This window comes from Caballeronia sp. NCF2 (assembly GCF_023631205.1).
In the GTDB taxonomy this organism is placed as follows: domain Bacteria; phylum Pseudomonadota; class Gammaproteobacteria; order Burkholderiales; family Burkholderiaceae; genus Caballeronia; species Caballeronia zhejiangensis.
Genome location: NZ_JALQDN010000002.1, coordinates 168,107 through 195,081, shown reverse-complemented (window position 1 = coordinate 195,081; position 26,975 = coordinate 168,107). Strand labels below are relative to the sequence as shown.

General features: G+C 64.3%; 20 protein-coding genes. 6 read left to right on the top strand and 14 right to left on the bottom strand.

Going from position 1 to position 26,975, the window contains the following annotated elements; all coding sequences use genetic code 11:
* Nucleotides 1-282: 282 nt before the first annotated feature.
* Genes NCS02_RS03080 through NCS02_RS03065 form a run of 4 tightly spaced genes read left to right on the top strand, consistent with a single transcriptional unit; the run spans nt 283 to nt 3,338 of the window.
* Complete coding sequence (locus tag NCS02_RS03080; protein ID WP_008351259.1) at nt 283-741, top strand: Fur family transcriptional regulator; 459 nt, start codon at nt 283-285, stop codon at nt 739-741.
* Between the two features lie 40 nt (nt 742-781).
* Nucleotides 782-1,663 carry a metal ABC transporter solute-binding protein gene (locus NCS02_RS03075; protein WP_008351260.1) on the top strand — a complete coding sequence of 294 codons (882 nt, stop codon included), beginning with the start codon at nt 782-784 and terminating at the stop codon, nt 1,661-1,663.
* Nucleotides 1,660-2,541 (top strand): metal ABC transporter ATP-binding protein, encoded by an 882-nt coding sequence (locus tag NCS02_RS03070; protein WP_008351261.1) that lies wholly within the window; start codon nt 1,660-1,662, stop codon nt 2,539-2,541. The genes NCS02_RS03075 and NCS02_RS03070 overlap by 4 nt, the downstream gene beginning before the upstream one ends.
* Nucleotides 2,542-2,549: 8 nt before the next feature.
* Nucleotides 2,550-3,338, top strand: coding sequence for a metal ABC transporter permease (locus tag NCS02_RS03065; RefSeq protein ID WP_175979860.1), 789 nt, complete (start codon nt 2,550-2,552; stop codon nt 3,336-3,338).
* Nucleotides 3,339-3,453: 115 nt separating this feature from the next.
* On the opposite strand, the gene fghA is transcribed toward NCS02_RS03065, so the two are convergent.
* From fghA to NCS02_RS03045, 4 genes are all read right to left on the bottom strand, one after another.
* On the bottom strand, nt 3,454-4,302 hold the full coding sequence (gene fghA / locus NCS02_RS03060) for an S-formylglutathione hydrolase (RefSeq protein WP_244807721.1): 849 nt from the start codon (nt 4,300-4,302) through the stop codon (nt 3,454-3,456).
* 22 nt (nt 4,303-4,324) lie between these two features.
* Complete coding sequence (locus tag NCS02_RS03055) at nt 4,325-5,431, bottom strand: S-(hydroxymethyl)glutathione dehydrogenase/class III alcohol dehydrogenase (protein ID WP_008351283.1); 1,107 nt, start codon at nt 5,429-5,431, stop codon at nt 4,325-4,327.
* 27 nt (nt 5,432-5,458) lie between these two features.
* Nucleotides 5,459-6,673, bottom strand: coding sequence for an AGE family epimerase/isomerase (locus NCS02_RS03050; protein ID WP_034474373.1), 1,215 nt, complete (start codon nt 6,671-6,673; stop codon nt 5,459-5,461).
* Between the two features lie 108 nt (nt 6,674-6,781).
* A complete protein-coding gene (locus NCS02_RS03045) occupies nt 6,782-8,215 on the bottom strand; it encodes a xylulokinase (RefSeq protein ID WP_250519314.1) in 1,434 nt (477 codons plus the stop codon).
* A gap of 334 nt (nt 8,216-8,549) precedes the next feature.
* On the opposite strand from NCS02_RS03045, the gene NCS02_RS03040 reads away from it, so the two are divergent.
* The gene (locus NCS02_RS03040; RefSeq protein WP_008351297.1) at nt 8,550-9,941 is read left to right on the top strand and encodes a nucleobase:cation symporter-2 family protein; all 1,392 of its coding nucleotides are present in this window, start codon (nt 8,550-8,552) and stop codon (nt 9,939-9,941) included.
* Between the two features lie 79 nt (nt 9,942-10,020).
* Here the strand turns inward: NCS02_RS03040 and NCS02_RS03035 are convergent, their stop codons facing one another.
* The 6 genes from NCS02_RS03035 to NCS02_RS03010 form a co-directional block, all read right to left on the bottom strand.
* Nucleotides 10,021-11,481: an efflux transporter outer membrane subunit gene (locus NCS02_RS03035; RefSeq protein ID WP_244807718.1), complete on the bottom strand. Its 1,461-nt coding sequence runs from the start codon at nt 11,479-11,481 to the stop codon at nt 10,021-10,023.
* A 1-nt stretch (nt 11,482) separates the two neighbouring features.
* Entirely contained in the window at nt 11,483-14,662 is a 3,180-nt protein-coding gene (locus NCS02_RS03030) for an efflux RND transporter permease subunit (RefSeq protein ID WP_250481491.1), read from the bottom strand.
* Between the two features lie 17 nt (nt 14,663-14,679).
* Nucleotides 14,680-15,879 carry an efflux RND transporter periplasmic adaptor subunit gene (locus NCS02_RS03025; RefSeq protein WP_250481490.1) on the bottom strand — a complete coding sequence of 400 codons (1,200 nt, stop codon included), beginning with the start codon at nt 15,877-15,879 and terminating at the stop codon, nt 14,680-14,682.
* A gap of 477 nt (nt 15,880-16,356) precedes the next feature.
* Complete coding sequence (locus NCS02_RS03020) at nt 16,357-17,883, bottom strand: efflux transporter outer membrane subunit (protein ID WP_250522879.1); 1,527 nt, start codon at nt 17,881-17,883, stop codon at nt 16,357-16,359.
* A gap of 1 nt (nt 17,884) precedes the next feature.
* Nucleotides 17,885-21,049: an efflux RND transporter permease subunit gene (locus NCS02_RS03015; RefSeq protein ID WP_244807715.1), complete on the bottom strand. Its 3,165-nt coding sequence runs from the start codon at nt 21,047-21,049 to the stop codon at nt 17,885-17,887.
* Nucleotides 21,050-21,064: 15 nt separating this feature from the next.
* On the bottom strand, nt 21,065-22,324 hold the full coding sequence (locus NCS02_RS03010) for an efflux RND transporter periplasmic adaptor subunit (protein ID WP_244807714.1): 1,260 nt from the start codon (nt 22,322-22,324) through the stop codon (nt 21,065-21,067).
* Between the two features lie 449 nt (nt 22,325-22,773).
* On the opposite strand from NCS02_RS03010, the gene NCS02_RS03005 reads away from it, so the two are divergent.
* Entirely contained in the window at nt 22,774-23,418 is a 645-nt protein-coding gene (locus NCS02_RS03005; protein WP_033536527.1) for a TetR family transcriptional regulator, read from the top strand.
* A 10-nt stretch (nt 23,419-23,428) separates the two neighbouring features.
* Here the strand turns inward: NCS02_RS03005 and NCS02_RS03000 are convergent, their stop codons facing one another.
* The 4 genes from NCS02_RS03000 to NCS02_RS02985 all read right to left on the bottom strand — a co-directional run bounded on the left by NCS02_RS03000 (nt 23,429) and on the right by NCS02_RS02985 (nt 26,956).
* Nucleotides 23,429-24,220 (bottom strand): SRPBCC family protein, encoded by a 792-nt coding sequence (locus NCS02_RS03000; RefSeq protein WP_008351310.1) that lies wholly within the window; start codon nt 24,218-24,220, stop codon nt 23,429-23,431.
* 74 nt (nt 24,221-24,294) lie between these two features.
* The gene (locus NCS02_RS02995; protein WP_008351311.1) at nt 24,295-24,672 is read right to left on the bottom strand and encodes a DUF427 domain-containing protein; all 378 of its coding nucleotides are present in this window, start codon (nt 24,670-24,672) and stop codon (nt 24,295-24,297) included.
* Nucleotides 24,673-24,815: 143 nt separating this feature from the next.
* The gene (locus NCS02_RS02990) at nt 24,816-25,310 is read right to left on the bottom strand and encodes a hypothetical protein (protein ID WP_008351312.1); all 495 of its coding nucleotides are present in this window, start codon (nt 25,308-25,310) and stop codon (nt 24,816-24,818) included.
* A 140-nt stretch (nt 25,311-25,450) separates the two neighbouring features.
* On the bottom strand, nt 25,451-26,956 hold the full coding sequence (locus NCS02_RS02985) for a DegQ family serine endoprotease (protein WP_008351314.1): 1,506 nt from the start codon (nt 26,954-26,956) through the stop codon (nt 25,451-25,453).
* Nucleotides 26,957-26,975 lie beyond the last annotated feature (19 nt).

The following is a 26,975-nucleotide window of genomic DNA, read 5'->3' as shown; positions in this document are numbered from 1 at the left end:
TGAACAATTGCTCTCTGTTTGATCGAATGATCGGCGCTGCGCGTGATCGTGTCAAGGTGTCAACACAGCTTTCGATGCTGCGACGCGCAAACATCGCAAAACCTCGGGAAAACCCCGTCCGGCAAGCGCGCGAGAGCAAAAGGCGTACCGCGGCCGCCGAAAATAAAGCGTGCGCGAATGTGCAACGGAACGTGATACGTTATATCATCGCCCAAACGTCCGACGAGCGGCCCTCGCTCGCGCTTCAACCTTTTGCAGCCACCTCTGCGTGGCCGATATCACATGACCGCATCCGTCGAAAACATGCTGGCGCGCGCCGAGGCGCTCGCTATCGAGCGCGGCGTCGCGCTGACGCCGCTGCGCCGTCAGGTCTACGAACTCGTGCTGAAGGCGCACAAGCCGATCGGCGCCTATGACCTCATCGACGCGATGGAGCCGCAACGCGGCGCGCGCGTGCCGCCGACCACGGTGTATCGCGCGCTGGAGTTTCTCGTCGATAACGGCTTCGTGCATCGCATCGAATCGAAGAACGCGTTCATCGCGTGTTGCGATGCCGGCAAGCCTCACGAGAGCCAGTTCCTCATCTGCGACGAATGCGGCGCGACGCTCGAAATTCAGGGCCGCGAACTCGCATCGTCGCTGTCGGCGAGCCCGCCCGCGCACGGCTTTCAGGTGCATCACCAGGTCGTGGAGTTGAGCGGGCTGTGCGCCGATTGCCAGCGAAAACATCGCGATGTCTGAATCGCCGCGTCTCAAGAACATCTCACTTGCAAGGAAATCGATGAAACTCGCGCACGTCCTGACCTGCTTCGCCCTCGCGCTCGGCTTTTGCAGCGCGGCATCGGCACAGACCGCGCGCGTGCCGGTCGTCGCGGCGGAGAACTTTTACGGCGACGTCATTCGCCAGCTCGGCGGCGATCACGTGCAGGTGACGAGCATCCTCAACAATCCGGACGAAGACCCGCATCTCTTCGAAGCCAGTCCCAAGACCGCGCGCGCGTTGCAGCACGCGGCGCTCGTCGTCTATAACGGCGCGGATTACGATCCGTGGATGGACAAGCTGCTCGCGGCATCCAAGAGCAATGGCAAGCGCACGGCGATCGTCGCGGCGAAGCTCGTCGGCAAGAAGGCCGGCGACAATCCGCACCTCTGGTACGACCCGGCGACGATGCCCGTCGTCGCGAAGGCGGTGAGCGCGTATCTCGTGAGCGCGGACCCGTCGCACAAGAGCGATTACGACGCGCGCCTCGCAGCGTTCCTCGATTCGATGAAACCGATCGACGCGACCGTCGCGCAGATGAAGTCGCATTACAAGGGCGTGCCCGTGACGGCGACCGAGCCGGTGTTCGGCTACATGGCCGATGCGATCGGCTTCGAGATGCGCAACCAGCGCTTCCAGCTCGCGTCGATGAACGAGACCGAGCCGAGTCCCGCCGACATCGCCGCGTTCGAGAAGGATCTGCGCGAGCGTCGCGTGCATGTGCTCATCTACAACAGCCAGGCGACGGGCGCGCTGACGAAGCGTCTGCTCGACATCGCGAAGGACGCGCATGTGCCGAGCATCAGCGTGACGGAGACTTTGCCCGCGAAGAAGACGTATCAGCAATGGATGCAGTCGCAGCTCGACTCGCTAGCGGGCGCCTTGCAAGGATGGCAGCGATGAATGCGACGATGCAGCCCGCGCTCGAAGTCGATCGCGTGACGCTCGCGCTCGGCGGGCGCGAGATTCTCAACGACGCGAGTTTCACGGTGAAGAACGGCGAGTTCATCGGCGTGCTCGGGCCGAACGGCGCGGGCAAGACCACGCTGATGCGCGCCCTGCTCGGACTCGTGCCTGTGAAGAGCGGGACGATTCGCGTGAATGGCGAAGCGGTCGTGCGCGGCAATCCGTCGATCGGCTATATGCCGCAGATACGCACGGGTCTCGCGAACCGGCGCGTGCTCGGCCGCGATTTCGTCGCGATGGCCGCGGATGGTCATCACTGGGGACTGCCGCATCGCAATGCCCGCATCCGTGCGGATGTCGAGCGCGTGCTGGAGCTCGTCGGCGCGCATCAGCTTGCTTCGCGTCCGTTGTCGGAGTTGTCGGGCGGCGAGCGCCAGCGTCTTTTGCTCGCGCAGTGTCTGCTCGGCAATCCGCGTCTGTTGTTGCTCGACGAGCCGCTGATCAGCCTCGATCCACGGCATCAGACGGGGGTCGTCGAACTCGTGCGGCGGGTGCAGCGCGAGTTGAACATCACCGTGCTGTTCTCGGCGCACGAACTCAATCCGCTGCTCAATTCGCTCGACCGCGTGCTTTATCTCGGCAGCGGGCGCGCGGCGCTCGGAACTGTCGATGAAGTCATTTCGAAGCCGGTGCTCTCGCGTCTGTACGGCTCGCCCATCGACGTGATGCGCGTGAACGGCCGCATCTTCGTGATGTCGGGCGATGTCGAAATCGACAAGCTCGATCACGCGCACGAGGAAGGCGGAGAGCACGAGCATGAACACGATCACGGCCATGAGCACGATCACGGCCACAGCCACAGTCACGTCAAATAGAAAGCGCAATGTTCGAATACGACTTCATGGTGAATGCATTCGCGGCGTCGGGGATCGTCGCGGTGCTGTCGGGGATCGTCGGGTATTTTCTCGTGCTGCGCGGACAGACCTTCGCGGGTCACGCGCTATCGCACGTTGGCTTTACCGGCGCGACGGGCGCGGTGCTGCTCGGCATGCCGCCGCTCTGGGGGATGGTCGGATTCACGCTCGCGGCGGGCGTCGGGATGGGTGCGCTCGGCGAGCGGCTCTCGGGCCGCGATGTGGCCATCGGTGTGATTCTTTCTCTCTCGCTCGGGTTCGGGTTGCTGTTTCTGCACTTCTTCACCGCGTATGCGACTCAGGCTACTGCCCTTCTGTTCGGCAACGTGCTTGGCGTGAGTCATGACACGCTGGTCGTGCTTGCCGGGCTCGCTGTCGTCAGCCTCGGTGCGCTTGCGGTCATCATGCGGCCTTTGTTGTTTGCGTCCTTGCAGCCGGAGCTCGCGGAGGCCAAGGGCGTGTCGTTGCGGCTCGTCTCCGTGATGTTTCTCGCGATCACCGCGCTGGCAGTCGCGGCTTGCACGCAGATCGTCGGGGTGCTGCTCGTTTTTGCGTTGATGGTCGGGCCCGCGGCGGCGGCGCAGAACGTCACGACGCGATTGTCGTCAGGGCTCGTGCTTGCGGCGCTGTTTGCACTCGCACAGGCTTGGGCTGGGCTTACGCTCGCCTTCTATACCGATTGGCCTACTAGTTTCTGGATCACTATGCTGGCTGCGGTTGTTTATGGGGCGAGCCTGTTGGGAAAGCGGGGGAATTGATTTCTTCGCTGGAGCCCGTGATCGCGTCGGTCTGTCAGCAATGCCGCCCCGCACAGGGGCAACGCTGATAGACCGACACGATCACGGGATCCGGCAACAAAAAGAAGACCAAACCTCACCGACACAAAACCCGCGCATGATGCGCGACATGCTCCCCGACGAAGGTAGAAATAAAGAAATACCCGTGGTCATAGCCTTCATGCCGCCGCACGATCAAACTGTGTCCGGCATCACGCGCATTGCGCTCCAAGACATCCGGATGCAACTGCTCGGCGAGAAACTGATCCGCCAGTCCCTGATCGATGAGAATCCCGCCTTCGAACCGAGCAGCCGCATCGCCGAGAATCAACTCGCTCGCATCGTACTGCGCCCACGCCGAACGATCATCGCCGAGATAGCCAGAAAACGCTTTCACGCCCCACGGACACTGCGACGGCGCCGCAATAGGCGCAAACGCCGACACACTCCGATAAAGATCCGGATTGCGCAACGCGAGCACGAGCGCCCCGTGCCCGCCCATCGAATGCCCGAAGATGCCGATACGATCCTCTCGCACCGGCAACTCCGCGAGAACTGTCTCGCGCAACTCCTGCGTCACATACGAGTACATGCGATAACGCCGCGCCCAAGGCTCGCGCGTTGCATCGACATAAAACCCCGCGCCGACGCCGAAATCCCACGAATCCTTCTCGCCCGGAATATCCGCGCCACGCGGCGAAGTATCTGGCGCAATCAGCGCGATGCCGTGCTCCGCCGCGTAACGTTGCGCGCCCGCCTTGATCGGGAACGTCTCTTCGGTGCAAGTCAGGCCGGCGAGATAAAACAACGCCGGCACCTTCGAAGAAGACGCGGCAGCAGGCAAAAAGACGGAAAAGCGCATCGGCAGGCCGATAGTCTGCGATTCATGCCGATAGATGCGCTGCACGCCATCGAAACAACGATGTTCTTCCACGAGTTCCAGCATCGCGTTTTCCTCGCTCAGTAGCTCAATAGATGACGACGGAACGAATCGACTCGCCCTTCTTCATCAGGTCGAAGCCGTCGTTGATCTGCTCCAGCTTCAGATGATGCGTGATCAGATCGTCGATGTTGATCTTGCCTTCCATGTACCAGTCGACGATCTTCGGCACATCCGTGCGGCCGCGCGCGCCGCCGAACGCCGAGCCCTTCCATTCGCGGCCCGTGACGAGCTGGAACGGACGCGTGCTGATTTCCTGCCCCGCCGCCGCCACGCCGATGATGAACGACTGGCCCCAGCCCTTGTGCGTGCATTCGAGCGCCTGACGCATGAGCGTGGTATTGCCGACGCATTCGAACGAATAATCCGCGCCGCCATCGGTCAATTGCACGATGTGATCGACGACGTTCTCCACTTCCTTCGGGTTGATGAAGTGCGTCATGCCGAACTTCTTCGCGAGCTCGACGCGGCCCGGATTGATATCGACGCCGATGATCTTGTCCGCGCCGACCATCTTCGCGCCCTGAATCACGTTCAGGCCGATGCCGCCCAGTCCGAATACGACGACATTCGCGCCCGCTTCCACCTTCGCCGAATACACGACCGCGCCGACGCCCGTCGTCACGCCGCAACCGATATAGCAGATCTTGTCGAACGGCGCGTCCTCGCGCACTTTCGCCACCGCGATCTCCGGCACGACGATGTAATTGGAAAACGTCGACGTCCCCATGTAATGGAACAGCGGTTTGCCATCGAGCGAGAAGCGCGAAGTCGCATCGGGCATGAGGCCTTTGCCTTGCGTCGCGCGAATCTTCTGGCAGAGATTGGTCTTGCGCGACAGACAGAACTTGCACTCGCGGCATTCCGGTGTGTAGAGCGGAATGACGTGATCGCCTTTTCGCAACGTGCCGACGCCCGGCCCGACGTCGACGACGACGCCCGCGCCTTCATGCCCGAGAATCGCGGGGAAAATGCCTTCCGGATCCGCGCCGGAGAGCGTGTAGTAATCGGTGTGGCAGATGCCCGTCGCCTTCACCTCGATCAGCACTTCACCCGCGCGCGGACCTTCGAGATCGACCTCTTCGATCGTCAACGGCTTGCCGGCTTCCCATGCGATTGCTGCTTTCGTTTTCATCGTCTGACTCCCAAGGTTGTGATTGTTTCAGCGCACGATATTCAGGACTTCGTAGCATGCGCCCATCGTGTGATAGTCCGTCTTGCCCGCCGGGCTTTTCTCGTCGCTGTACTGGCGATTGTCGCGCGTGAGAATGCGATACCACGCACCCCACTTGTGATCGACGAAATGCTCCCAGCTATAAGTCCACAGGCGGTCGTAATCGTTCCAGTAACGCGCGGCAAGCGCCGCGTCGCCATCGCGTTGCGCGCGATCCGCGAGCAGCGCGGCCGCCGCGAACGATTCCGCCTGAACCCAGAAATACTTGTCTTCGTCGTAGAACTTGCCTTCGGTGTCGAAGCCATAGACCATGCCGCCGTGCTCGTGATCCCACGACAATTGCAGCGCGCGATCGAACAGCTCGCGCGCACGCGTGACGTGCCACGCCTCCGGCCGATGACGATCGAGGATCAGCAGCAACTTCGCCCATTCCGTCTGATGCCCAGGCTGAAAGCCCCACGGCCTGAAAATATTGCTGCGATCGCCCTTGTTGTAGTCCCAGTCGATCGACCAGTCCGGCTTGTAGTGTTCCCATACGAGCCCGCCCGCGAGCGCGGCCTGCCGATTCACCATGTTGTCCGCGAGCAGCGCCGCGCGATCGAGATAGCGCGCTTCTCCGGTCGCTTCGAACGCGGCGAGCAGCGCTTCGCACGTATGCATGTTCGCGTTCTGCCCGCGATAGTCGGACACTTGCCAGTCCGCGCTCGCCTCGTCCTTGTAAAGGCCGTGCTGCGCGTCCCAGAAGTGCGTCTCCATCAGATGCCAGGTTTCGTCGAGATACGCGCGCGCTTCGTCGAATCCGGCTTCGACCGCCTTCGCATACGCGAGCACGACGAACGCGAGGCCATAGCAATGATTCGTTGCATCCGTGACGTCGCGGCCGTTCAACGTCCACGCATAGCCGCCCGTCTGCGGATTGCGATGAACCTCGCGCAGATATTCGATGCCATGCGCCACGCCGCCGCGATATTCGTCGAGTCCGAAGTGCTTGTAGGCCATCGCATAGTTGAAGACGAAGCGCGTGCTCGACACGAGATGACGCGACGTGCGGTCGTAGATCGTGCCGTCGTTCTTGTAGAAGTGGTAGAAGCCGCCCGCCGGGTCCATGCAGTGCGGATGATAGAAGGTCATCGTGCGCAGCGCGTGATCGAGCAGGAACGCGCGCGAGCGGAAATCGGGATGTGACGGTGACGGTGCGGGCATGGCTGAGTTCGATGTTGTCGTGACGAAGCGAGCTTCAGTTACCGCTCATATGAAGCGTCGCTTCATACTCCCCGGCGCGCATGGCGTCGGGATCCAAGGTACGCAAGTTTAAGCGGACTCGCGCCCGATCGCGAACCAGTCTTCGGTGCGCCGGTACAGATCGATGAAACGGGCGAGCCGCTGATCGAGCGACGGATTCGGACGCGGCGTCGCGGCGAGCGTCGCCTTCGGTGCGAGCGAAGCGATATCGCCGATGCGCCACTGCCCCGCCGCGATGCCGCCGAGCAGCGCCGCACCTCGCGTCGCCGCGTTCGGGCAATCGACGGCGCGCAGCTCGACGCGCAATGCATCGGCGAGCAACTGCCGCCAGCGCGGATCGACCGAGCCGCCCCCCGCGAGCAGCATCGCATCGAGCGGCGTGCCGTTGGCGCGAATCGCGTCGAGTCCCGCACGCAATGCGAATGCCACGCCCTCGAACGCGGCGCGCATCATCGTGCCGCGCGTGTCCTCGAGGCCGAGTCCGAGCCAGCCGCCGCGCGCGTTCGGGTTCATCCATGGTGAGCGTTCGCCGCTCAGATACGGCAGAAAACTCACCGATGCACTCGCGGACGCGGCGAAGGCGTCGTCGTAGGCGTCGGGCCACGATGCGTAACCGAGCCAGCCGCGCACCGCTTCCAGCGCGACGCCGACGTTCTGCATCGCCGCCATGCGATACCACGCGCCGTTGGCCGCGCGATACGTGTGCAGGCCGTGCACGGGCGCGGGCGCGTCGGCGCACATGACGACGATCTGCCCGCCGGTGCCGGTGGTGAGGAGCGCGTCGCCATCGGCGCAAAGGCCGCTGCCGAGCGCAGCGCACGGCGTATCGCCGGCGCCGACGGCCATCGGAATGCCCGCTTCGAGACCGAGCGCGGACGCCGACGCCGCAGACAACGCGCCGCCGACTTCATGCGATGCCGCGAGCGGCGCGAACCACGCGCGCGGCAAGCCGAGCCGGTCGATCAGCGCCTCGTCCCATTCGCCCGATGGCGCGGCGAGCGCGGTCGCGCACGCATCGGATGCGTCGGTGACGAACGCGCCGCCGAGCTTCGCGCGCAGCCAGTCTTTCGGCTGCAAGGCCCAGCGCGTTTGCGCCGCGATCCGCGGTTCGTTCGATGCGAGCCAGCGCAGCAACGGCCCCGCCATGCCGGGCGCGACCGGATTCGGCTGCGGCTCGCGCCACGCGTCGAGCAGATCGCGGGCACGGGTGTCGGGCCACAGCATCGCGGGGCGAAGCGCGTGGCCATGCGCGTCGGTCAAAACGACGCCGTGCATCTGCCCCGAAAAGCCGATGCCGCGCACCGCTTGACGCTCGTTGGCGGGCAAACGCGATGCTGCGTCGACGAGCGCGCCATACCACGCATCGACGCTGGTTTCGGCCCAGCCGGGCTGCGCGCTCGTCACCGCGTACGCCGCACTCGACGACGCGATGTCGCGTCCGGCTTCATCGACGATCGCGAGCTTGAGGGAGCCCGTGCCGAGATCGATGCCTAAAAAACGCATGGGATTCCGAGTCTGAAAAGGCGTTAGGGAAAACGCGTAAAACGGGGGTTAACCCCGCCATCGCGCGATGAACGTGAAAAATGGACTATACGCGGGGCGTGATGCACATCATAACGACCGTCCGAAGATCGCGGCCTTCCGTCAGGCGACGAATTTCCCTTGATTTGCGTCAAACCCCTTGTGACAGGGCCGTTCGCACGTTTGCGCCGCTCGCGGCGCGCGAGACCCATATCGGCACGCGAACGCGACGTATAGCGCCGCGTGGTCTTGTTCATGGTTGCCGATGCACTTAACTTGGAGGCCATTCAAATGGAAGTAGACATAGGAGAGAGACATGGCTTCAAGTTCGGTGAACCCGTCGGTGCATCCGTGCGACGAACGGCTCCCCGCCGGTCAACTGCTGACGCTCGGCATCCAGCACGTTCTGGTGATGTACGCGGGCGCGGTGGCGGTGCCGCTGATCCTCGGCGCCGCGATGGGCCTGCCGAAAGATCAGGTCGCGTTTCTCATCAGCGCGGATCTGTTCTCGTGCGGCGTCGCCACGCTGATCCAGACGCTCGGCCTGTGGATCTTCGGCATTCGCCTGCCCGTCATCATGGGCTGCACCTTCGCCGCCGTCGGCCCGATGGTCGCGATCGGCACGAATCCTTCGCTCGGCATTCTCGACGTGTTCGGCGCGACCATCGCGGCGGGCGTGATCGGCATCGTCCTCGCGCCGATGATCGGCAAGCTCCTGCGCTTCTTCCCGCCGGTCGTGGTCGGCACGGTGATCGCGGTGATCGGCCTCTCGCTGATGGGCGTGGGCATCAACTGGGCGGCGGGCGGCATCGGCAATCCCGACTACGGCAATCCGGTCTTCCTGCTGCTGTCGCTCGTCGTGTTGTCGCTGATTCTGCTCATCAACAAGTTCGCGCGAGGTTTCATCGCGAATATTTCGGTGCTGCTCGGGATCGTCGTCGGCTTCGTGATCGCCGCGATGCTCGGCCGCGTCGACATGGACGGCGTCGCGCACGCGCCGTGGGTCGGCATCGTGCTGCCGTTCCACTTCGGCATGCCGCATTTCGATGCGCTCTCCGTCGCGACGATGGTCATCGTCATGTTCGTGACGTTCATCGAATCAACGGGCATGTTCCTCGCGGTCGGCGATCTCGTCGAGCGTCCGGTCGACCAGAAGGCGCTCGTGCGCGGCTTGCGTGTCGACGGTCTCGGCACGCTGATCGGCGGCATCTTCAACTCGTTCCCGCATACGTCGTTTTCGCAGAACGTCGGTTTGATCGGCGTGACGGGCGTGAAGAGCCGCTTCGTCTGCGCGACAGGCGGCGTGATTCTCGTCGTGCTCGGCCTCTTTCCGAAAATGGCGCAGGTGGTGGCGTCGGTGCCGCCGTTCGTGCTCGGCGGCGCGGGCATCGTGATGTTCGGCATGGTCGCGGCGAACGGCATCAAGACGCTGTCGCGCGTGGACTTCTCGAAGAATCAGCACAACCTGTTCATCGTCGCGGTGAGCGTCGGGATGGGCATGGTGCCGGTCGTCGCGCCGAAGTTCTTCACGCAACTGCCGCACGCGCTGGAGCCGATCCTTCACAGCGGGATTCTGCTGGCGTCGGTGTCGGCGGTGGTGTTGAACATCGTGTTCAACGGCGTGCGCAAGGAACGCGATGCCGAACGCGATGCGCGTGAAGCCGCGCATGAGTTCGAAGGCGCGGCCCATGCGGGCGACGCGCACTGAGGAGTTTGGGCTGTGCTTGCGTTGAGCGCCGCGGCGGGAGCCGCGGCGTTTTTTTGTTTATCGAAGCGAGGGCCCCGCGTCAGCCCGCATCCGCCGCCCGCGGCGCATCGCCCGTCCGCTCGATCCACCCGCCTCCCAGCGCCTGATACAACGTCACGAGATTCGCCAACCGCTGCGTGCGCGCGGCAATCAGCGTCTGCTGCGCCGAATACAGATCCTGCTGCGCGGTCAGCACGCCGAGATAGCTGTCGACGCCCTGCTTGTATCGCAGCGTCGACAACTCCAGCCGGCGTTGCTGCGCGGCCGTATCGCGCACGAGCGCGGCGATCTGCTGATCGTAGGTGCCGCGCGCGGCGAGACCATCGGCGACATCCTTGAACGCGGATTGAATCGCCTTCTCGTAATTGGCGATCTCGATCTTCTTCTGGATATTCGCGTACTCGAGATTCGCGAACTGATCGCCGTAGATCGGCAAGGTGATGGTCGGCGCAAAGCTCCATCCCGCCGACCCCGCTTTGAACAGACCACCGAGCGTCGGGCTCAGTGTGCCGAGCATGCCGGTCAGCGAAATGTTGGGAAAGAACGCTGCGCGCGCCGCGCCGATGTTCGCATTCGCCGCGAGCAGATTCTGTTCGGCCTCCATGATGTCCGGCCGCCGCAGCAGCAAATCCGACGGCAGACCCGCAGGAATGTCCGCGAGCAGGTCTTGACCGTCGAGCGGCATGCCGCCCGGCAGATCGTCGGGCACCGGCTCGCCGAGCAGCAACACGAGCGCATTGACGGCCTGCGCCCGCGCGCGCTCCTGCGCCTGCAGATTCGCCGCCGCGCCTTCCATCACCGTTTGCGCCTGGCTCACGTCCAGCTCCGACGCGGCGCCGTTGTCGAATTGCAGCTTGACGATCCGGTACGATTCGCTCGCGCTGGCCAGCGTCTGATGCGTCACCTTCAGCAGGTCGTCCGTCTGCAAGACCTGAAGGTACTGCGCCGCCACTTGCGAGACGAGCGAAATCTCCGCAGCCTTGCGCGCATAGGCAGTCGCGAAATATTTCGCGAGCGCCTGATTCCGCATGCTCTGCACCCGACCGAACAGGTCGATCTCCCACGACGCATTCAGGCCCACCGTGTAGGTATTCGAGATGGTCTGATTCAAGAACGACAGATTGTCGGGCTTGCGCGTTTTCGACTGCGCGCCCACGGCGGTGATGGACGGAAGCAGAAGCGTCGTGACGACCTGATACTGCGCCTGCGCGGCCTGCACGTTGAGCATCGCGACGCGCAAGTCACGGTTGTTCTTCAACGCGATGTCGATGAGCCGCTGCAAACGCGCATCGACGAAGAAATCGCGCCAGCCGATATCGGCCGCGGCCACGCCGTTCGCGCTGCGTGCGCCGTCCGGCGTCGCGACCGGCTGCGTCGCGTAGACGCCCTGCGCCGGAAAATTCGCCGACACCGGCGCGGCGGGGCGTTCGTACTTCGGCGCCATCGTGCAGCCGGTCGCCAGTACGGCGACGGCCATTGCAATCAAGGAAAGTCTACGCATGTCAGTGTCCTTCGTTGCCCTGTTGCGCGCGCCGCTGCGCTTCGTAACGCGCGAGCGCGGCATCCGTGTCCTCCTTGTCGCCGCCGAAACGCGAGCGCACCACGACGAAGAACATCGGCACCATGAAAATGGCGAGGAAAGTCGCGGTCACCATGCCGCCGATCACGCCCGTGCCGATCGCGTGCTGGCTGCCCGAGCCCGCGCCGTTGCTGATCGCGAGCGGCATCGTGCCGAGAATGAACGCGAGCGATGTCATGAGAATCGGACGCAGGCGCAGGCGCGCCGCTTCGAGCGCCGCTTCGATCGGCCCCATCTTTTGCGAGAGCTGCAGATCGCGGGCGAACTCGACGATCAGAATCGCGTTCTTCGCCGACAAGCCCACTGTCGTGAGCAAGCCGACCTGGAAGAACACGTCGTTCTCCAGTCCGCGCAGCGACACGGCGAGCAGTGCGCCGACCACGCCGAGCGGCACGACCATGATCACGGAGAAAGGAATCGACCAGCTCTCGTACAGCGCCGCGAGACACAGGAACACGACGAGGATCGAGATGCCGTAAAGAATCGGCGCCTGCGAGCCGGACTGGATCTGCTGATACGACAGCCCCGTCCATTCGTAGCCGATGCCCGCGGGCAGCTTCGCCGCGAGCGCTTCCATCGCGGCCATCGCCTCGCCGGTGGATTTGCCCGGCTTCGCGACACCCTGGATTTCGATCGACGACAGGCCGTTGTAGCGTTCGAGCTTGGGCGAGCCGTAGCTCCATTCGGTCGTCGCGAACGACGAGAACGGCACCATCGAGCCCGACGCGTTGCGTACGTACCAGCTGTTGATGTTCTCCGGCGACATGCGGAACGGCGCATCGCTCTGCATGTACACCTTCTTGATGCGGCTGTCCGTATCGAGGAAGTTGTTCACGTACTTCGACGCCCACGCGATCGAGAACGTCTGGTCGATGCTCGACGGATCGACGCCCTGCGCCAGCGCCTTCTGACGGTCGATGTTCACCTTGAACTGCGGCGCGTCGTTCAGGCCGTTCGGCCGGACCTGCGCGAGCGTCTCGTCCTTCGCGGCCATGCCGAGGAGCATCGCGCGCGCCTGCATCAGCTTTTCGTGGCCGAGACCGGCGCGATCCTGAAGTTCGAAGTCGAAGCCCGACGCCGTGCCCAGTTCCGGAATCGACGGCGGATTCACCGGAAACACGAGCGCGTTCTTGTAGCCCGCGAACGCGCCGTACGTGCGGCCCACCAGCGCTTGCACCTTCTGGTTGGCGCTCGTGCGCTGGGCGAAGTCCTTCAGCCGCACGAAGATGAGACCCGAGTTCTGGCCATGACCGGCAAAGCTGTAACCGTTCACGGTGAACACCGACTCGACGAGCGCGCTTTCCTTCTTCAGCAGATGGCCCGCGACATCGTCCAGCGCGCGCTGCGTCATCTCCTGCGTGGAGCCGGCGGGCGTCGCCACCAGCACGAACATCGTGCCCTGGTCTTCATCGGGCAGGAACGCCTTCGGCAAACGCGCGAACAACATGCCGACCGCCACGATGATCACCACATAGATGACGAGCCAGCGCCCCGAACGCCTGATGACATGCGCCACGCCGCCGTGATACTTCGCCTGGCTCTTCGCGAACGTGCGGTTGAACCAGCCGAAGAAGCCGGTCGTCTTTTCCGTGTGGCCTTCCGGGTGCGGCTTGAGCATCGTTGCGCACAGCGCAGGGGTGAGCACCATCGCGGTGAGCACCGAGAGACCCATCGCCGAGACGATCGTCAGCGAGAACTGGCGATAGATCGCGCCGACCGAGCCGCCCGTGAACGCCACCGGCACGAACACCGCCGCGAGCACGAGCGCCACGCCGACGAGCGCGCCGGTGATCTGACTCATCGCCTTCTTCGTGGCTTCCTTCGGCGACAGTCCCTCTTCGGTCATCACGCGCTCGACGTTTTCGACGACCACGATCGCGTCGTCCACCAGCAAGCCGATGGCGAGCACGAGCCCGAACATCGACAGCGTGTTGATGGAGAAGCCCGCCGCCGCCATGATCGCGAAGGTGCCGAGCAGCACGACCGGCACGGCGATGGTCGGAATGAGCGTCGCGCGCAGGTTCTGCAGGAACAGGTACATCACGAGGAACACCAGCACGATGGCCTCGATGAGCGTCTTGACGACGTCGGCGATCGACTGCTTCACGAACGGCGTGGTGTCGTACGGATACTTCACGACGAGACCGTGCGGGAAGAACTTCGCGAGCTCGTCGACTTTCGCGCGCACCAGATTCGCGGTGGCGAGCGCGTTCGCGCCGGTCGCGAGCTGAATGCCGAATCCGGCAGCCGGACGGCCGTTGTACTGCGTCTCGAAGTTGTAGTTCTCGCCGCCGAGACCGACGCGCGCCACGTCGCGGATACGCACCTGCGAGCCGTCCTGATTCACCTTCAGCAGCACGTTGCCGAACTGCTCCGGTGTGCGCAGCAGCGTCGCTTCGGTGATGGTCGCCTGCATCGACTGACCCGGCACCGCGGGCACGCCGCCGAGCTGGCCGCCCGCGACCTGCACGTTCTGCGAAGTCAGCGCGTTCTGCACGTCGACCGGCGTCAGGCTGAATTTGGTCAGCTTGTTCGGATCGAGCCAAATTCGCATCGCGTACTGCGAGCCGAAGAGCGTGACGGTGCCGACGCCGTTCAGCCGGCTGATCGGATCCTGCACGTGCGACGCCACGTAGTTCGCGAGGTCTTCGCGGCTCATGCTGCCGTCTTCGGACACGAACGCCAGCACGAGCAGGAAGCTGCTGCTCGACTTGGTCACGCTGATGCCGAGCTGCTGCACGACGGCCGGCAGATTGGGCGTGGCCAATTGCAGCTTGTTCTGCACCTGAACCTGCGCGATGTCGGCATTGGTGCCGGCCGCGAACGTCAGCGTGACGGTGGCGGTGCCGCTGTCATCGGAGGTCGAGGACAGATACAGCAGATGGTCGAGACCGCTCATCTGCTGCTCGATCACCTGCGTGACGGTGTTTTCGACGGTCTGAGCGGATGCGCCCGGATAGTTCGCGGAAATCTGGATCGCGGGCGGCGCGATGGTCGGATATTGCGCGACGGGCAGCGTCGTCACCGACGCGAGACCCGCGAGCATCAGAATGATGGCGATCACCCACGCGAAAATCGGGCGATCGATAAAGAACTTGGCCATGGACGTGTCTCCCGTCCTTACGCGCCGGAGGCGGCCGTTGCGTCGGCTTTCGCTTCGGCTTTAGCGTCGGCTTTCGCTTCGGGCTGACGCGCGGGCACGGCCTTCACTTCCATGCCCGGACGCACGTGATCGATGCCCTCGACGATCACGCGATCGCCCGCGTTCAGACCGCTGTCGACGATCCAGCTCTGGCCGAGCGTGCCGGAGGTGACGAGCGGGCGCATCGCGACCTTGTTGTCCTTGCCGACGACCATCGCGAGCGCGGTGCCTTTCTGATCGTGCGTGATGCCCTGCACCGGCACGACGAGCGCCTTCGGATTCACGCCTTGCTCGATGCGCGCGCGCACGAACATGCCCGGCAGCAGCACCCGGTCCTTGTTCATGAAGATCGCGCGCAGCGTCACCGATCCGGTCGACGGATCGACGCTCACATCGCTGAATTGCAGCTTGCCCTGCTCCGGATACTCACGGCCGTCTTCGAGAATCAGCGTGACCTTCGCCGCGTTCGGGCCGTTGGTCGAAAGACGCCCTTCCTGAATCTGACGGCGCAGCTTGAGACCGTCGAGACTCGATTGCGTGAGATCGACGTACATCGGGTCGAGCTGCTGGACGGTGACCATCAGCGTCGCCTGCGCCGCCTGCACGTATGCGCCCGGCGTGACCTGGGAAATGCCGGCCTGACCCGAGACCGGCGACGTGACGTCGGTATAGCCAAGCTTGATCTGCGCGGTGTCGATCGCGGCTTTGGCCGACGCGACATCGGCTTCGGCCTGGCCTTGCGCCGCCACGGCGTTGTCGTAGTCCTGCTTGCTGACCGCGTTCGACGCGACGAGCACCTTGTAGCGCTCGGCCTGCGCCGCGGTCGAGACGAGATTCGCATGGGCCTTCGCGAACGACGCCTTCGCGTTGTTCAGTTGCGCGATATACGGCGCCGGATCGATCTTGTAAAGGCGTTGCCCGGCCTTGACGAGGCTGCCTTCCGTGAATTCGCGGCGCAGCACGATGCCATCGACGCGCGCACGCACCTGGGCATCGAGAAAGGCGCTCGTGCGGCCCGAGAGTTCTGTCGTGACCGGCACAGCGGCCGGCTCGACGATGACAACGCCGACTTCCGGCGTGTGCGGCGCCATCGCGGGATGCTTCTCTCCGCAACCGGCTGCCAGCAAGGCGGCCGTCGTGACACCGATGAGGCGGTATGGAATCCGTATGAGACGCATGGAACGCGAGACCTCTGAGGTTACTGACAATGAAAGGCGCGCGTCTTCGCGTTGACCGCGAGCCGCGCGCAATGTGCTGTCGTGCGATGCGAAAGTCGCTGACCGCGGCGACCGGGGCATTCGTGCGGCCCGCGCGCCTTGGATGGGGCTGGCCGCTTTCGGAAGAAATGCGGCCATATTTTTGGGATAACTGAATGTATGCGACGCTCGCGGCGAGCTTCGTCAACGACTTTTTCGAACGATCGATGGAACGGATCGCGCCGTCACGACTGCGGCAAGCAGCCGATTATAGTTATCGCGCGCAGTGAGGAAGACTAAAGAGTAGGCAGATGTGTGGATCTTTGATGGCAACTGAAACAATGTGCCAAGTCTGTTGCATCACACAGACATCGATGCAAAACGATGTGGAACAAGTTCGAAAGCGCGAAAAAAAGCCCGGCGCGCGGCCGGGCTTCGAGTGCGACGGTTTTAGGCGAATCAGCTCGCCGCGGACGCCGAGGCTGCTTGCGGCGCGCCTTGCGAGCCGTAGTCGACGGGCGCATCGGCGGGACGCGGCGCGTCGCCGGAACGCTCGATCCATCCGCCGCCCATGAACTGATACAGATCGACGAGGTTCGTCAGTCGATTCAGCCGCGCCGTGATGAGCAGCTGCTGCGCTTCGTAAAGCGCCGTCTGCGCGGTCAGCACCGACAGATAGCTGTCCACGCCATTGCGATAGCGCAGGTCCGACAGCTCCAGACGCCGGCTCTGCGAATTGACGAAGCGCTCGAGCGCCTTGATCTGCTCGTCGAAGGTGCCGCGCGCGGCGAGGCCGTCCGCGACTTCGCGGAACGCGGTCTGGATCGCCTTCTCGTAGTTGGCGATCTCGATGCGCTTCTGCACGTTCGCCAGATCGAGATTGGCCTTGTTCTGGCCGCCCTCGAAGATCGGCACCGTGATCTGCGGCGCGAACGACCACGCAGCCGACCCCGGCTTGAACAGGCCGCCGAGCGTCGGCGACAGCGTGCCGAAGCTGCCCGTCAGCGAGACGCGCGGAAAGAACGCCGCGCGCGCCGCGCCGATATTCGCGTTGGCCGCGAGCAGCGACTGCTCCGCCGCCGCGATATCGGGACGGCGCGTCAGCAGATCGGACGGCAGACCCGCGGGAATGTCGGAGAGCAGATTCTGCGTATCGAGCGGCATGCCGGCCGGCAAATCCGCAGGCAACGGCTCCCCGACGAGCAGCACGAGCGCGTTTTCCGCCTGCGCGCGCAAACGCGACTGCGTCTGCAGATTCGCCTGCGCTTCCTCGACCACGCCTTCGGACTGACGCAGATCGAGTTCGGTGCCGGTGCCGTTCTCGTATTGCAGCTTGGTGATGCGGAACGACTCCTGCGCCGTCTTGAGCGTGTTCTGCGTGACGACGAGTTGATCGTCGTAGGCGAGCATCGTCAGATACTGGTCCGCCACCGACGACACCAGCGAGATCTCCGCCGCCTTGCGCGATTCCGCCGTCGACAGATATTGCGCGAGCGCCTGATCCTTCAGGCTGCGGATGCGCCCGAAGAAGTCGATTTCCCACGACGCATTCAGGCCGACCGAATACTCGTTCGAGATCGTGTTACCGAAGAACGACAGATTCTTCGGCGTGCGCTGCTTCGTCTGCGACGCGGCCGCATCGAGCGTCGGGAACAGACCCGCGCGCGTGATCTGATACTGCGCGCGCGCCGCATCGACGTTGAGCACCGAGACGCGCAGGTCGCGATTGTTCTTCAGCGCGAGCTCGACGATCTTCTGCAGGCGCGCATCGGCGAAGAAATCGCGCCAGCCGATGTCCGGCGCGCTCTGGCCGTTCGCCGTGCGGCCGTTGCTCGCGCTCGAACTCGCATCCGGCTGGTGCGCGTACACGCCGCCTTCCGGAAACGTCTGCGTGACGGGCTCGGGCGGACGCTCGTACTTCGGCTGGAGCGTGCAGCCCGCGGCGAATACCGCCACGGCGGCCGCGATCAAGGAATGTTTAAGCATCTCAGTGTCCTTCCTTACCGTTCGTGCCTTCGATGTCGCCCGACGAACCCGGCGCCGGCACGTCCTTGCTCTTGCTGAACTTGCTGATAACGACGAAGAACATCGGAATCATGAAGATGGCGAGGAAGGTCGCGGTCAACATGCCGCCGATCACGCCGGTGCCGATCGCGTGCTGGCTCGCCGAGCCCGCGCCGTTACTGATCGCGAGCGGCATCACGCCGAGAATGAACGCGAGCGAGGTCATCAGGATCGGGCGCAACCGCAGGCGCGCCGCTTCCATCGCCGCTTCGACCGTCGACATGCCCTGCATCCGCAACTCGCGCGCGAATTCCACGATCAGAATCGCGTTCTTCGCCGACAGACCCACCGTCGTCAACAGGCCGACCTGGAAGAACACGTCGTTTTCCAGACCGCGCAGCGTCGCCGCGAGCAGCGCGCCGAGCACGCCGAGCGGCACGACCATGATGACCGAGAACGGAATCGACCAGCTTTCATACAGCGCCGCGAGACACAGGAACACGACGAGGATCGAGATGCCGTAGAGAATCGGCGCCTGCGAACCCGACTGGCGTTCCTGATAGGAAAGGCCCGTCCATTCGTAGCCGATGCCCGCCGGCAGCTTCGCCGCGATCGCTTCCATCGCGGTCATCGCCTGGCCGGTCGACTTGCCCGCCGCCGCCGCGCCCTGGATTTCCACCGCCGAGATGCCGTTGTAGCGTTCGAGCTTCGGCGAACCGTAGGTCCAGTTGCCCGTCGCGAAGGCGCCGAACGGCACCATCGTTCCGGCGCCATTGCGCACGTACCACTTGTTCAGGTCGTCCGGGTTCATGCGGAACGGACCATCGCCCTGCACGTAGACTTTCTTGATCCGGTTGTCGACGTCGAGGAAGTTGTTCACGTACTGCGACGCCCACGCGATCGAGAATGTCTGATCGATGTCCGATACGGCGATGCCGAGCGCGCTCGCCTTCTCGCGATCGACATTCACCTTGAACTGCGGGGTGTCGTTCAGGCCGTTCGGACGCACCTGTGCGAGCGTCGGATCCTTCGCGGCCATGCCGAGCAGCATGTTGCGCGCTTCCATCAGCTTCGCGTGGCCGAGGCCGCCGCGATCCTGCAGCTCGAAGTCGAAGCCCGCCGCCGTGCCGAGTTCCGGAATCGAAGGCGGATTGACCGGGAAGATCATCGCGTCCTTGTAAGGCGCGAAGTGCATGAACATGCGTCCGACGAGCGCCTGCACCTTCTGGTCGCTGTGCTGACGTTCCGCGTAGTCCTTCATCCGCACGAACACGAGGCCGGAGTTCTGGCCGCGGCCCGCGAACGAGAAGCCGTTCACCGTGAAGACCGATTCGACGATCGATTTCTCGTCCTTCAGCAGATAGTCCTGCACGTCCTTCAGAACGTGCGCGGTGTACTCCTGCGTGGAGCCGGACGGCGCGTTCACGAGCACGAACATCGTGCCCTGGTCTTCATCGGGCAGGAACGACTTCGGCAGACGCAGGAACAGCATGCCCACCGCGACGATCACGACGATATAGATGATGAGCCAGCGTCCCGAGCGGCGAATGACGTGCTGCACGCCGCTGTGATACTTCTCCTGACTCTTGTTGAACGTGCGGTTGAACCAGCCGAAGAAGCCCTTCTTCTCGGGCTCGTGCCCTTCCGGATGCGGCTTCAGGATCGTCGCGCACAGCGCCGGCGTGAGAATCAGCGCGACCATGACGGACAGCACCATCGCCGCGACGATCGTCAGCGAGAACTGACGGTAGATCGCGCCGACCGAGCCGCCGGAGAAGGCCACCGGCACGAACACCGCCGACAGCACGAGCGCCACGCCGACCAGCGCGCCGGTGATCTGCCCCATCGCCTTGCGGGTCGCTTCGCGCGGCGGTAAATGCTCCTCCGACATCACCCGCTCGACGTTCTCCACGACCACGATCGCATCGTCGACGAGCAGGCCGATCGCGAGCACGAGGCCGAACATCGACAGCACGTTGATCGAGAAGCCCACCGCCGACATGATCGCGAACGTGCCGAGCAGAACGACCGGCACCGCGATCGTCGGGATGATCGTCGCCCGCAGGTTCTGCAGGAACAGATACATCACGAGGAACACGAGCACGATGCCTTCGATCAGCGTCTTGACCACTTCCTCGATCGACAGTCGCACGAACGGCGTCGTGTCATACGGATACTTCACCACCAGTCCATGCGGGAAGTATTTCGACAGATCGTCGATCTTCTGGCGGACCAGTTTCGCGGTCTGGAGCGCGTTCGCGCCCGTCGCGAGCTGGATACCGAAGCCGGCCGTCGGCTGTCCGTTGTACTTCGTATCGAAGTTGTAGTTTTCGCCGCCGAGCTCGATCCGCGCGACATCCTTCAGCAACACGCGCGAGCCGTCCTGATTCACTTTCAGCAGGATGTTGCCGAACTGCTCGGGCGTGCGCAGCAGCGTCGCTTCCGTGATGGTCGCCTGGAGCATCTGCCCCGGCACCGCCGGCGTGCCGCCGAGCGCACCCGCCGCCACCTGCACGTTCTGGTTCGTGATCGCGTTCTTCACGTCGACAGGCGTGAGCGCGAAGTTCGTGAGCTTGGTCGCATCGAGCCAGACGCGCATCGCGTACTGCGAGCCGAACAGCGTCGTCGTACCGACGCCGTCGATACGCGAGAGCGGATCCGCCACGTTCGACGCCACGTAGTTCGCGAGGTCGTACTTGCTCATGCTGCCGTCTTCGGACACGAACGCGAGCACGAGCAGGAAGCTCGAACTCGACTTCGTGACCTTCGTGCCCAACTGCTGCACGACTTGCGGAAGCAGCGGCGTCGCGAGCTGCAGCTTGTTCTGCACCTGCACCTGCGCGATGTCCGGGTTCGTGCCCGCCGCGAACGTCAGCGTGACGGTGGCCGTGCCCGAGTCATCGGACGTCGACGACAGGTACAGCAAGTGGTCGAGGCCGGTCATCTGCTGCTCGATCACCTGCGTCACCGTGTTTTCGACGGTGCTCGCGGATGCGCCCGGATACGTCGCGCTGATCTGGATCGCAGGCGGCGCGATCGTCGGATACTGCGCGACCGGCAGCGTGAAGATCGACGCCATCCCCGCCAGCATCAGGATGATCGCGATCACCCACGCGAAGATCGGTCGATCGATAAAAAACTTTGCCATGTAACAGGCTCCCTTTTATTGCGCGCCCGATGCAGCGGAGGCGGCCGATGCGGCTTGCGGACCGCTGGCAGCGCTCGCGCCGCTGGCACCGGCCGGCGCCGATGCCGCCTGCGCATCCGATGCGCCGGCTACGGGATACGGGAATTTCGCGTCGACCGGCTTCACCTGCATGCCGGGCTTCGCCTTCTCCACGCCGTTCACGATCACGCGGTCGCCCGGGTTCAGGCCGCTGTCGACCACCCAGTTGTTGCCGAACGTGCTGCCCGTGACGAGCTGGCGCAGTTCCACCTTGTTGTCCTTGTTGACGACGAGCGCGGTCGGCGTGCCCTTCTGGTCATGCGTGACGCCGATCTGCGGCACGACGAGCGCGTGGTCGTTCGTGCCTTCCTGAATCCGCGCGCGCACGAACATGCCCGGCAGAAGCACGCGGTCCTTGTTCTGGAAGATCGCGCGCACCGTCACCGAACCGGTGCTCTGGTCGACGCTCACGTCGGAGAACTGCAGCTTGCCCTGCTCGGTGTACGTGCGGCCGTCTTCGAGCTGGAGCGTGACCTTCGCGGCGTGGATGCCTTCGGTCTGCAGACGGCCTTCCTGAATCTGACGGCGCAGGCGCAAGCCTTCGACGCTCGATTGCGTCAGATCGACGTAGATCGGATCGAGCTGCTGCACGGTCGTGAGCAGCGTCGCGGCGCTCGCCTGAACGTAGGCGCCCGGCGTGACCTGCGAGAGACCGGTGCGGCCGGTGATCGGCGAGACGACGTCGGTGTAGCCCAAGTTGATCTGCGCGGTATCGACCGATGCTTTGCCCGCGGCGACATCCGCGACGGCCTGGCCTTGCGCCGCGACGGCGTTGTCGTAATCCTGCTTCGACACGGCATTGGCCGCGACGAGGATCTTGTAGCGCGCGACGAGCGCATTCTGCGACGCGACGTTCGCCTGCGCCTTCGCGAGCGTCGCCTTGGCGTTGTTCAGCGCGGCGATGTACGGCGCCGGATCGATCTTGTAGAGACGCTGACCGGCCTTGACCTCGGAGCCTTCAGTGAACTCGCGGCGCAGCACGATGCCATCGACCCGTGCGCGCACTTGCGCGACCAGATAGGCGTTGGTGCGGCCCGGCAAATCGACGATGACCGGCACGCTCGTCGGCTGCACGGTGACGATACCCACTTCGGGCGTTTGCGGCGGAGGCGCTGATTGTTTTTGCCCGCACGCTGCCAGGAACACGGCAGCCGTCGCGGCGGTGATTAAGCGGAGTGGAACCCGTTCGACGCGCATGGAGCGACCTCTGTCTAAGACTGAGAGTGAAGTTTGGGCACGCGGCGGCCTTCCCCGGGCAACGCCGCGCACGAGCGTCCTTCGGGACGCTGTGAATACACCAACTTGTCCGGCGAGTGAGCGGCGACGCCAGCCTGCGCGTGACGCCTCATACCCGTGCGCGACGCTCGGAGGCGTCGCCCGTGGCCACAGGACGGCCAGAACGGGCAATGGAAACGCAAGCTTATGCGAAATCCGCCCGCCGGATGAATTTGTGAATATTCGTAAACGGGTGGTATTGTATATACATTCACGAATGAATGTAAAAAACCGTACGTGTTTCTCCCCATTGGCGATGAGAAGAAACCGCTCCGGGGAATCGATTACGTTCGACGAACCTTCGACAGAGTCGTCCACAGAGCGGCTTACAAACGGCAGTAGCAGGAGCAGACGGCCACCGGCCGCAGGATATGGTCAGACGAACCAAGGAAGAAGCGCAGTTGACGCGCAACCGCGTACTCGACGCGGCCGAGCGCGTCTTCTACGAAAAAGGGGTATCGCGCACGACGCTCGCGGACATCGCGCAGGCGGCGGGCGTCACGCGCGGCGCGATCTACTGGCATTTCGCCAACAAGGGCGATCTCTTCAACGCGATGTTCGACCGCAGCCTTTTGCCGCTCGACGAACTCGTGGAATCCACGCTGGACGGCAAGGAGGAAGACCCGCTCGCGCGTTTGCATGAACTCTTCGTCTGGTGCATGCGCAACATCACGACCGACGAGCAGCGGCGCCGCGTCTTCGACATCCTCTTCATGAAATGCGAATTCGTCGAGGAAATGGGGCCGGTGCGCGAGCGGCATCAGAACAACATGCGCGACGGCATGGAGCGCATCGAGCGCGCGCTGCGCAACGCCGTCGAAAAGAAGCAGCTTCCGGCGACGCTCGACACGCGCCGCGCGATGACCATGCTCCACTGTCTCTTCACGGGCATCCTGCACGATTCGCTGATGCTGCCCGACATCGTTCATCCGGAACGCGACGCCGAAGCGCTCATCGACGCATGCTTCGACGCATTGCGCTGCAGCCCGTCGCTGCTGATGCCCGCGAGCGCCTGATTCGCGCCGTCTATTGCGAACCGATGCGCTGCGCGAAATACGCGAACAGCGCGATGCACACGAGCATCGCCGCCCACGCCCATATCGGCAGGCCGAGCGGATGCGGATCGTGGGAATGATCGCGGTCGTTGTGCACGAATCCGTGTCCGTGCAGCCGATGCCGCAGCACGCCGCTCGCGTGGGCGTCGGCGGAATGCCCGCGCATCGCGCCCGAGCGACGCGAGAACGCCGCCGACATCGCGCCCGGCCGCAAGAACACATGCCGGCGCTCGGCGCTTGCGCCTGCCGCGCGCATCGACGGCAAGCCGTGCTTCGCACGCACCACTTCGCAGAACTCGGCGAAGAAATCGTCGGCGCCTTCACGAAGCGCGTTTTCGATCTGACGCGCGGGCAAGCCGGCGAGCGGTCCCGAGACCGTCGCCCAGACGGTGTATTCGATCCACGTCGCGGCGCCGTCGTCATCGGGATTGAGCGCGACCGCGATCTGCCCGCGCAATGAGCCGACGCCTTCGCCGCGCGCCTTGAAGCTCAGCGTGCGCGCGTACGCGCCGTCGTGCGACGCGTCGCTTTCGCCTTCTTCATGCGCCGCCTGTCGCGTGCGCCCGGCGGCGTGCGCGCGAATTTCGTAGCGCGCCCGCAGCGCGCCGAGCGGCACGATCAGCGTGAGGACATACTCGCCGTTGGGCGTGCGCGTAAACGATTCGCAATTGTCGAGGCTCGCGCGCAGCAACGCGAGATCGGAGAGCGCCTCGCGGACGTGCGCGCAATCGAGCGGAACGCACAGCGCATCGGTGACTTCCATTCGAGCCTCCGGGACAAGGATCGCATGCGTTCGTTATGGCGGAGCGGATGTAAGGTGTCTGTTCGGATGCGCGCCTAGGAAGTCTCGTCGATGCGATCGACGCGCGAACCGTAGAACGCGAGATAGCCCTTGATTTTCGCGGCGGCGTCGAGCGGCGCTTCGTAGCTCCACGCGGCGTTCTCGACCGGGCCGTCTTCGGTCAGCAGATGATAGTGCGTCGCCTGGCCCTTCGTCGGGCAGTGCGTGGTGTGAATCGAGCGTTCGAGGCGCGCCATGTTCACGTCGGCGCGCGGGAAGTAGTGCACTTTCTCCGCGCCCTGCTCGACGAGCGTGAGGGATGCGTGCGTATCGGCGTAGGTCACGCCCTGATGGATCACGCGGCAGCGCCGGCCGTTCAGCGTGATCTCGATGTGATGCGCCGTTTCGTGCCCGACGTTCAGTTCCGTGCCCATCGTGCTGCCCCTCCGCGTAAGAACCGGCTTCCAAAGAAAAAGCCACGAGTCATCGAGACACCCGTGGCTTAATTATGAGACAAACTTCCGATCCTGCGTGAGCGCTTTCGACGGCCCGGGCGTTTCCCTTTCGACGCCCGCGCTTACTGAATGTTCCAGTGGAATGCCGCCTTGGCCTTGCCCGGCCCCGCGACCGTCACGGCCTGCTTTTTCTCCTGATCCTTGTACTTCGCGTAGACCGTATAGTTGCCGGGCGGCAGCTTGACGAGCATGTACGGTCCCATCGATTCCGTGGACAGCACCTCGCCGCCCTTGCCGCCGACGACGCGCACATGCACGCCCGAAAGGTAATCGGAAGTCGGACCCGTGAAGCGCAGCGATAGCGGCCAGTGCGCCTGTTCGCGCAACAATGCGCGCGACTCGTCGAGGCCGACGCCGCCCGACGTATACGAAACGTCGCCTTGCTGCTCGATCTGCGGCAGGCCGCCGCCGTTGGTGTTGCCGGCGCTCGACAAATCGGTCGCCGTGCCGCCCGAGGCGCCGCTCGCCTGCTGCGCCCAGGCGCTGCCCGCCATGCTCGCGCTCGCCGCCGCAACGAGAAGCGCGGCCGCCAGCCTGCCCGTGGTTCTGCTCGTCATGTTTTCAGCTCCTTTTTCCGATGCCGCCGCGCTCGAAAGCGCCGGCGGCGTCACGCCCGATGCGTCGGTTTCACGCGATGGGGCACCAGGGAACCCGGGAGCATGCTTCGTGCCCGCGTCGCGGCCGCCGATGCGCTGCGTCAGCCGAGATCGACAGGCACGAAGATCTGCGCGTCGTCGCGCTGGATCAAAAGTGCGATGCTGTCGCCCGCGTGCTGAACCATCGACTTCAACTGTTGCACGGACGTCACCGGCTGGCCGTTGACGGCGAGAATCACGTCGCCCGGCTGAATGCCCGCGTTCGCTGCCGCGCCGCCCGCCTGCTGCACCAGCAGGCCGCGCGAGAGCGAATCGTTCTGCCTTTCTTCCGGCGTAAGCGGACGCACCGCGACGCCGAGGCGCGCATCCTGCGCCGACGATTCGTCACCGCCGCCGGTCTTCGCGCTCGCGGTCTTCGTGTCCTTCAACGCGCCGATGGTCACGCTGAGATCCTTCGCGCTCTTGTCGCGCCACACCGTGACCTTCGCGGACGTGCCCGGCGCGAGACCCGCGACCTGCGACGGCAGCGAGGTCGAATCCGTGACCGGCTCGCCGTTGAGCGCCGTGATGACGTCGCCCGGTTGCAGACCCGCCTTCGCGGCCGGCCCGCCCGGCTCGACCGAGCTCACGAGCGCGCCTTGCGGCGACTTCATGCCGAAGGAATTCGCGAGCGTCTGATTCATGCCCTGCACCGTCACGCCGAGACGGCCGCGATCGACGTGACCCGTCTTGATGAGCGCGTCCTTGACCTTGATCGCCTCATTGATCGGGATCGCGAACGAAAGGCCCTGGAAGCCGCCCGTCTGCGAATAGATCATCGAATTGATGCCGATCACTTCGCCTTGCAGATTGAAAAGCGGCCCGCCGGAGTTGCCCGGATTCACCGGCACGTCGGTCTGGATGAACGGCGTGTAGTTCTCGTTGGGCAGCGCGCGCGACTTCGCGCTGATGATGCCCGACGTCACCGTGTTGTCGAACCCGTACGGCGAGCCGATCGCGACGACCCACTGGCCGACCTTGCTGCCGTTCGGATCGCCGATCTTCACCGTCGGCAGGCTCTTCGCGTCGATCTTCAGCACGGCGACGTCCGACTGCTTGTCCGCGCCGATGACCTTCGCGCGGTATTCGCGCTTGTCCGTGAGCTTCACGGTGACGACGTTCGCGTTATCGACTACGTGCGCGTTGGTGAGGATGTAGCCGTCGCTGCTGACGATGAAGCCGGAGCCGAGGCCTTCGCTCGGACGATCCGCGCGCGGGCCGCCATCGCCGCCGCCGAAGCCGGGCATGCCGCCGAAGCGCTTGAAGAACTGATAGAAGGGATCGTCGGGGTCCATCGGCAACTGATTCTGGCCGCTGCGCGCGGACGTCTGCTTGACGACGTGCTTCGCGCTGATGTTGACGACGGCCGGGCCATACGTTTCCACGAGACCGGAGAAATCGGGGATGCCCGTCTTGGCCGCGGCTTCGGCGGGCATCATCGCGGCGGCTTGCGCGGGCGCGATGACTTGCGGTGCAGGAACGTTGTTATGACCCGCCACGTAACCCGCCGACAAGGCGACGGCAACGGCAGCCGCGACGGCGCTGCGGGTAAGAATCTTCGCTTTCATCGTGTGTGCTCCTGACGAG

Bases quoted from the DNA above. Each gene is read 5' to 3' on its own strand.
- NCS02_RS03080 (WP_008351259.1), top strand. From the start codon at position 283: ATGACCGCATCCGTCGAAAACATGCTGGCGCGCGCCGAGGCGCTCGCT.
- NCS02_RS03075 (WP_008351260.1), top strand. From the start codon at position 782: ATGAAACTCGCGCACGTCCTGACCTGCTTCGCCCTCGCGCTCGGCTTT.
- NCS02_RS03070 (WP_008351261.1), top strand. From the start codon at position 1,660: ATGAATGCGACGATGCAGCCCGCGCTCGAAGTCGATCGCGTGACGCTC.
- NCS02_RS03065 (WP_175979860.1), top strand. From the start codon at position 2,550: ATGTTCGAATACGACTTCATGGTGAATGCATTCGCGGCGTCGGGGATC.
- fghA (WP_244807721.1), bottom strand. From the start codon at position 4,302: ATGCTGGAACTCGTGGAAGAACATCGTTGTTTCGATGGCGTGCAGCGC.
- NCS02_RS03055 (WP_008351283.1), bottom strand. From the start codon at position 5,431: ATGAAAACGAAAGCAGCAATCGCATGGGAAGCCGGCAAGCCGTTGACG.
- NCS02_RS03050 (WP_034474373.1), bottom strand. From the start codon at position 6,673: ATGCCCGCACCGTCACCGTCACATCCCGATTTCCGCTCGCGCGCGTTC.
- NCS02_RS03045 (WP_250519314.1), bottom strand. From the start codon at position 8,215: ATGCGTTTTTTAGGCATCGATCTCGGCACGGGCTCCCTCAAGCTCGCG.
- NCS02_RS03040 (WP_008351297.1), top strand. From the start codon at position 8,550: ATGGCTTCAAGTTCGGTGAACCCGTCGGTGCATCCGTGCGACGAACGG.
- NCS02_RS03035 (WP_244807718.1), bottom strand. From the start codon at position 11,481: ATGCGTAGACTTTCCTTGATTGCAATGGCCGTCGCCGTACTGGCGACC.
- NCS02_RS03030 (WP_250481491.1), bottom strand. From the start codon at position 14,662: ATGGCCAAGTTCTTTATCGATCGCCCGATTTTCGCGTGGGTGATCGCC.
- NCS02_RS03025 (WP_250481490.1), bottom strand. From the start codon at position 15,879: ATGCGTCTCATACGGATTCCATACCGCCTCATCGGTGTCACGACGGCC.
- NCS02_RS03020 (WP_250522879.1), bottom strand. From the start codon at position 17,883: ATGCTTAAACATTCCTTGATCGCGGCCGCCGTGGCGGTATTCGCCGCG.
- NCS02_RS03015 (WP_244807715.1), bottom strand. From the start codon at position 21,049: ATGGCAAAGTTTTTTATCGATCGACCGATCTTCGCGTGGGTGATCGCG.
- NCS02_RS03010 (WP_244807714.1), bottom strand. From the start codon at position 22,324: ATGCGCGTCGAACGGGTTCCACTCCGCTTAATCACCGCCGCGACGGCT.
- NCS02_RS03005 (WP_033536527.1), top strand. From the start codon at position 22,774: ATGGTCAGACGAACCAAGGAAGAAGCGCAGTTGACGCGCAACCGCGTA.
- NCS02_RS03000 (WP_008351310.1), bottom strand. From the start codon at position 24,220: ATGGAAGTCACCGATGCGCTGTGCGTTCCGCTCGATTGCGCGCACGTC.
- NCS02_RS02995 (WP_008351311.1), bottom strand. From the start codon at position 24,672: ATGGGCACGGAACTGAACGTCGGGCACGAAACGGCGCATCACATCGAG.
- NCS02_RS02990 (WP_008351312.1), bottom strand. From the start codon at position 25,310: ATGACGAGCAGAACCACGGGCAGGCTGGCGGCCGCGCTTCTCGTTGCG.
- NCS02_RS02985 (WP_008351314.1), bottom strand. From the start codon at position 26,956: ATGAAAGCGAAGATTCTTACCCGCAGCGCCGTCGCGGCTGCCGTTGCC.